Annotated in this window: 5 protein-coding genes and 4 tRNA genes; 2 read left to right on the top strand and 7 right to left on the bottom strand. The window is 49.7% G+C overall.

Annotated elements, in window-relative coordinates; all coding sequences use genetic code 11:
* From ACH0VJ_RS22495 to ACH0VJ_RS22475, 5 genes are all read right to left on the bottom strand, one after another.
* A partial coding sequence (locus ACH0VJ_RS22495) for a GTP-binding protein (protein ID WP_000031682.1) occupies positions 1-286 on the bottom strand: 286 nt, incomplete at its 3' end.
* Between the two features lie 115 nt (positions 287-401).
* Positions 402-477: transfer RNA gene (locus ACH0VJ_RS22490), tRNA-Thr, on the bottom strand.
* A 6-nt stretch (positions 478-483) separates the two neighbouring features.
* Positions 484-558, bottom strand: a tRNA-Gly gene (locus tag ACH0VJ_RS22485).
* A 116-nt stretch (positions 559-674) separates the two neighbouring features.
* Positions 675-759 (bottom strand) — tRNA-Tyr (locus tag ACH0VJ_RS22480).
* A gap of 8 nt (positions 760-767) precedes the next feature.
* Positions 768-843, bottom strand: a tRNA-Thr gene (locus ACH0VJ_RS22475).
* Between the two features lie 19 nt (positions 844-862).
* Between ACH0VJ_RS22475 and ACH0VJ_RS22470 the strand changes: the two genes are divergently transcribed.
* Both ACH0VJ_RS22470 and coaA read left to right on the top strand, forming a co-directional pair.
* Positions 863-1,036 carry a hypothetical protein gene (locus ACH0VJ_RS22470; RefSeq protein WP_001541267.1) on the top strand — a complete coding sequence of 58 codons (174 nt, stop codon included), beginning with the start codon at positions 863-865 and terminating at the stop codon, positions 1,034-1,036.
* Between the two features lie 208 nt (positions 1,037-1,244).
* Complete coding sequence (coaA, locus tag ACH0VJ_RS22465) at positions 1,245-2,195, top strand: type I pantothenate kinase (protein WP_000023069.1); 951 nt, start codon at positions 1,245-1,247, stop codon at positions 2,193-2,195.
* 34 nt (positions 2,196-2,229) lie between these two features.
* Here the strand turns inward: coaA and birA are convergent, their stop codons facing one another.
* Together birA and murB are read right to left on the bottom strand one after the other, a co-directional pair.
* Positions 2,230-3,192: a bifunctional biotin--[acetyl-CoA-carboxylase] ligase/biotin operon repressor BirA gene (birA, locus tag ACH0VJ_RS22460; RefSeq protein ID WP_000655753.1), complete on the bottom strand. Its 963-nt coding sequence runs from the start codon at positions 3,190-3,192 to the stop codon at positions 2,230-2,232.
* Positions 3,189-4,217 carry a UDP-N-acetylmuramate dehydrogenase gene (murB, locus tag ACH0VJ_RS22455; RefSeq protein WP_000149779.1) on the bottom strand — a complete coding sequence of 343 codons (1,029 nt, stop codon included), beginning with the start codon at positions 4,215-4,217 and terminating at the stop codon, positions 3,189-3,191. The genes birA and murB overlap by 4 nt, the downstream gene beginning before the upstream one ends.
* Between the last annotated feature and the right edge of the window lie 249 nt (positions 4,218-4,466).

The raw sequence follows: 4,466 nt of genomic DNA, 5'->3' as shown, positions 1-4,466 counted from the left end.
CACCGGTGATCATGTTTTTAACATAGTCGGCGTGCCCCGGGCAGTCTACGTGTGCGTAGTGGCGGGTCGGGGTATCGTATTCAACGTGAGAAGTGTTGATGGTGATACCACGCGCTTTTTCTTCCGGCGCGTTATCGATCTGGTCGAATGCGCGAGCGGCACCGCCGTAGGTTTTAGCCAGTACGGTAGTAATGGCAGCGGTCAGCGTTGTTTTACCATGGTCAACGTGGCCGATAGTACCGACGTTAACGTGCGGTTTTGTACGTTCAAACTTTTCTTTAGACATCGATTGTCCCTCTAAGACACGGATAAATCGGTGATATCACCACATCAACCAGGCAACACGCCCGACTTGTTGAATGCTAATAAACAGAAGAGAAAAACAGGAAGGAGAAAAGAAGTGGTGCTGATAGGCAGATTCGAACTGCCGACCTCACCCTTACCAAGGGTGCGCTCTACCAACTGAGCTATATCAGCACATCTTGGAGCGGGCAGCGGGAATCGAACCCGCATCATCAGCTTGGAAGGCTGAGGTAATAGCCATTATACGATGCCCGCATCCTGGAACTCGGCTACCTGATTTTCATTCTGCACTGAATATCGAGAGAAACTCTCTTTATTCGAGCCGGTAAGCGAACTTATCGTCTCGGGCTGCGCCATCGCGCGGCCGAAAATGGTGGTGGGGGAAGGATTCGAACCTTCGAAGTCTGTGACGGCAGATTTACAGTCTGCTCCCTTTGGCCGCTCGGGAACCCCACCGGACTTGATGGTGCCGACTACCGGAATCGAACTGGTGACCTACTGATTACAAGTCAGTTGCTCTACCTACTGAGCTAAGTCGGCATCAAGTAGCGCGCATTCTATGGAGACCTGCGTGCTCATGCAACTAAAAAATTGCATAAAATGTTCTATCGCTCACATTTTGCGCTATAAGAGACAAAAATGCTCTAATTTCAAACAAGAGAGCATAAATTTTCGGCATTTTACCGACCGTCTGACCAGGATACGACGCGGCATTTCAACGCTCCGTCGATAGAAAGCAATCTTCTGTATCTGGTATATTCGTCACATTGCTTCTCAGGGATAGCTTTCACAGCGAGATTTTTTCTTATTATTCCTCCCCATCTGGTGTTACCCTCCTGCCCATTGTCCAAATTAACTTAAATGTGACGTGCCGTTGCATGTCAGGGATGGCCCTCGTTCATCGCTGAACTGATGTAGCAATAGCAGCCAGAAACATGCTTATGAGTATAAAAGAGCAATCGTTAATGACGCCTTACCTACAGTTTGATCGCAGCCAGTGGGCTGCGCTTCGCGATTCTGTGCCGATGACCCTGACCGAGGATGAGATCGCGCAGTTAAAAGGCATTAATGAAGATTTATCGCTGGAAGAAGTTGCAGAAATATATTTACCTCTCTCCCGTTTGCTAAATTTCTATATCAGTTCAAATCTGCGTCGTCAGGCTGTCCTGGAACAGTTTCTGGGCACTAACGGCCAGCGAATCCCTTACATCATCAGTATCGCGGGCAGCGTCGCAGTGGGTAAAAGCACGACAGCACGCGTTCTGCAAGCGTTGCTGAGTCGCTGGCCGGAACACCGCCGTGTTGAATTGATTACCACAGACGGTTTCCTCCACCCAAACCAGGTGTTGAAAGAACGCGGGTTAATGAAGAAAAAGGGGTTCCCCGAATCGTATGATATGCACCGACTGGTGAAATTCGTTTCTGACCTCAAGTCGGGCGTACCGAACGTGACGGCGCCAGTCTATTCTCATTTGATTTACGATGTTATTCCTGAAGGGGATAAAACCGTCGCTCAACCTGATATATTGATTCTTGAAGGTTTGAATGTTTTACAAAGCGGTATGGATTATCCTCACGATCCGCATCATGTATTTGTCTCTGATTTCGTTGATTTCTCTATTTACGTTGATGCGCCAGAAGAACTTCTTCAGACGTGGTATATCAATCGCTTCCTGAAATTCCGCGAAGGGGCGTTTACCGATCCTGACTCTTATTTCCACAATTATGCGAAATTATCTAAAGAAGAAGCTGTTAATACAGCGACTTCGCTTTGGAAAGAAATTAACTGGTTGAATTTAAAACAAAATATTTTACCCACGCGAGAACGTGCCAGCCTTATTATGACTAAGAGCGCTAACCATGCGGTGGAACAGGTAAGATTGCGGAAATAACAGAAAAAAGGGGAGCACCGACTCCCCTTTTTTACTATTCGGCGCTTCGCAGCGATATTTCTCCGCCCATCCAGGGTTTAATCACGCCATCCTGTTCAAGCAATAATGCGCCTTGAGTATCAATGCCGCGAGAAATACCAAATATTTCTTTGTCGCCAATAATTAGTTTTACCGGACGATCAATAAAATTATCCAGTTTTTTCCAGCGCGAAAGATAAGGAGAAAGTCCTTCTTGCTCAAAAAGCTCAAGCGCAGCACGTAACTTATAAATCAGCTTTGCGGCCAGCATATTGCGGTCGAGCGTAATTCCGGCCTCTTGTAGTGTGATCCATCCCTGATTTATCACGTCCTCTTCTACACGACGCATTGCCATGTTAATACCAGCGCCAATCACTATTTGTGCGGCATCGCCCGTTTTACCGGTTAACTCGACCAGAATACCCGCCAGTTTGCGATCCAGTAGGTAAAGGTCGTTAGGCCACTTCACGCGAACTTTATCTGCGCCCAGTTCACGCAGCACTTCCGCCATCACAATTCCAATGACCAGACTCAAGCCTATTGCCGCCGCAGGCCCCTGCTCCAGACGCCAGTACATTGAAAGATATAGATTCGCGCCAAACGGTGAGAACCATTTACGCCCGCGACGACCACGCCCTGCCTGTTGGTATTCTGCTACACAGGCATCGCCTGAGCGCAGCTCACCAATTCGATCAAGTAAATACTGATTGGTTGAATCGATAACAGGCAATACCGCCACGTTTCCGCTATCCAGTTGGCTATGAATACGGTCAACATCCAGTAACTGGATGGGTTCCGGTAAGCTATATCCTTTCCCGGGAACGGTAAATACATCTACTCCCCAGTCGCGTAATGTCTGGATATGTTTATTAATCGCCGCGCGGCTCATTCCCAGCCGTTCACCCAACTGCTCGCCTGAGTGAAACTCTCCGTCGGCAAGTAGTGAGATCAGCGTCAGGGGAACGGTAGTATCTTTCATGCAATGCTCTCCACAGCGTTCACCTCTCCGGACCGACCAATAAAGCGAACCTCAGGCTCCAGCCAGACATTAAATTTTTCACCCACTTTTTGCCGGACATGGTGCGCCAGCGCCACCACATCTTTACTTGTCGCATCATTCGCATTAATCAATACCAGCGCCTGTTGGCGATGCACCGCAGCGCCGCCAATGGTGACGCCTTTCAACTGACATTGATCTATCAGCCAGCCTGCCGCCAGCTTCACTGAGCCGTCTGCCTGAGGGTAATGCGGCGCGTTGGGAAATCGTTCTAACAGTTCCATAGCGATATCGGCTGCGACAACGGGATTTTTAAAAAAGCTGCCCGCATTGCCATTCACTTTAGGATCCGGCAATTTTGTGGTGCGCATATGGCATACAGCATCAAACACCTGTTGCGCGGTGACCGTTTTCGGGTCCAGACGAGTAAGATCGCCATAGGTCAACACCGGCTGCCATTGCTTTGACAAACGCAGACCCACCGCGACGATCGCAACGCGATCCTGATATTCATTTTTGAAGATACTGTCACGATAGCCGAAACGGCATTCCGCCGCGGACAAACGCAGACGTTTTCCCGTTTCCAGTTCAACGCAGTCAACGTAGTCGCAGACGCGCTGTAGTTCTACGCCATACGCGCCAATATTCTGTATAGGCGAGGAACCAACGCAGCCAGGGATGAGCGCCAGATTCTCCAGGCCGGGCATGTTGTTGTCCAGCGCGTAGCGAACCAGCTGATGCCAGTTTTCGCCTGCGCCGACGTGTAGGTGCCAGGCGTCCGCGGTTTCATTGACCTCAATGCCTTTCAGGCGGTTAAGGATCACGGTGCCGGCGTAATTTTCCAGAAACAGGATATTGCTTCCTTCACCCAGGATCATAACCGGCAGTCCCTCACGAGTTGCTTGCTGCCAGGCGCTCAGTAGTTGTTGTTCGTTTTCAGCGCATGCGATGTGCTTTGCACAATGATCAATGCCGAAGGTATTCCAGGGTTTTAGGGAGTGGGTCATGGCTGCTTTCCTGATACTCAATCGGCAATAGTTTACCGTATCTGTGTTGGGAAGGCTTGTGGTTATATTGAGGGTGGATCGGCGCGTCCCTGTAGGCTGGATAAGGCGGAGCCGCCATCCGGCAGACCACAGATAAAACAAAAGGCCCAGTCTTTCGACTGAGCCTTTTGCTTAATTTGATGCCTGGCAGTTCCCTACTCTCGCATGGGGAGACCCCACACTACCATCGGCGCTACGGCGTTTCACTTC

Origin of the sequence: Salmonella sp. 2020_1459, assembly GCF_043847915.1 — a bacterium.
Taxonomy (GTDB): Bacteria; Pseudomonadota; Gammaproteobacteria; order Enterobacterales; family Enterobacteriaceae; genus Salmonella; species Salmonella enterica.
This window is presented reverse-complemented; position numbering and strand designations above follow the sequence as displayed.

Coding starts and splice junctions, on each gene's coding strand:
- ACH0VJ_RS22470 (WP_001541267.1), top strand. CDS start 863: ATGGAGACCTGCGTGCTCATGCAACTAAAAAATTGCATAAAATGTTCT.
- coaA (WP_000023069.1), top strand. CDS start 1,245: ATGAGTATAAAAGAGCAATCGTTAATGACGCCTTACCTACAGTTTGAT.
- birA (WP_000655753.1), bottom strand. CDS start 3,192: ATGAAAGATACTACCGTTCCCCTGACGCTGATCTCACTACTTGCCGAC.
- murB (WP_000149779.1), bottom strand. CDS start 4,217: ATGACCCACTCCCTAAAACCCTGGAATACCTTCGGCATTGATCATTGT.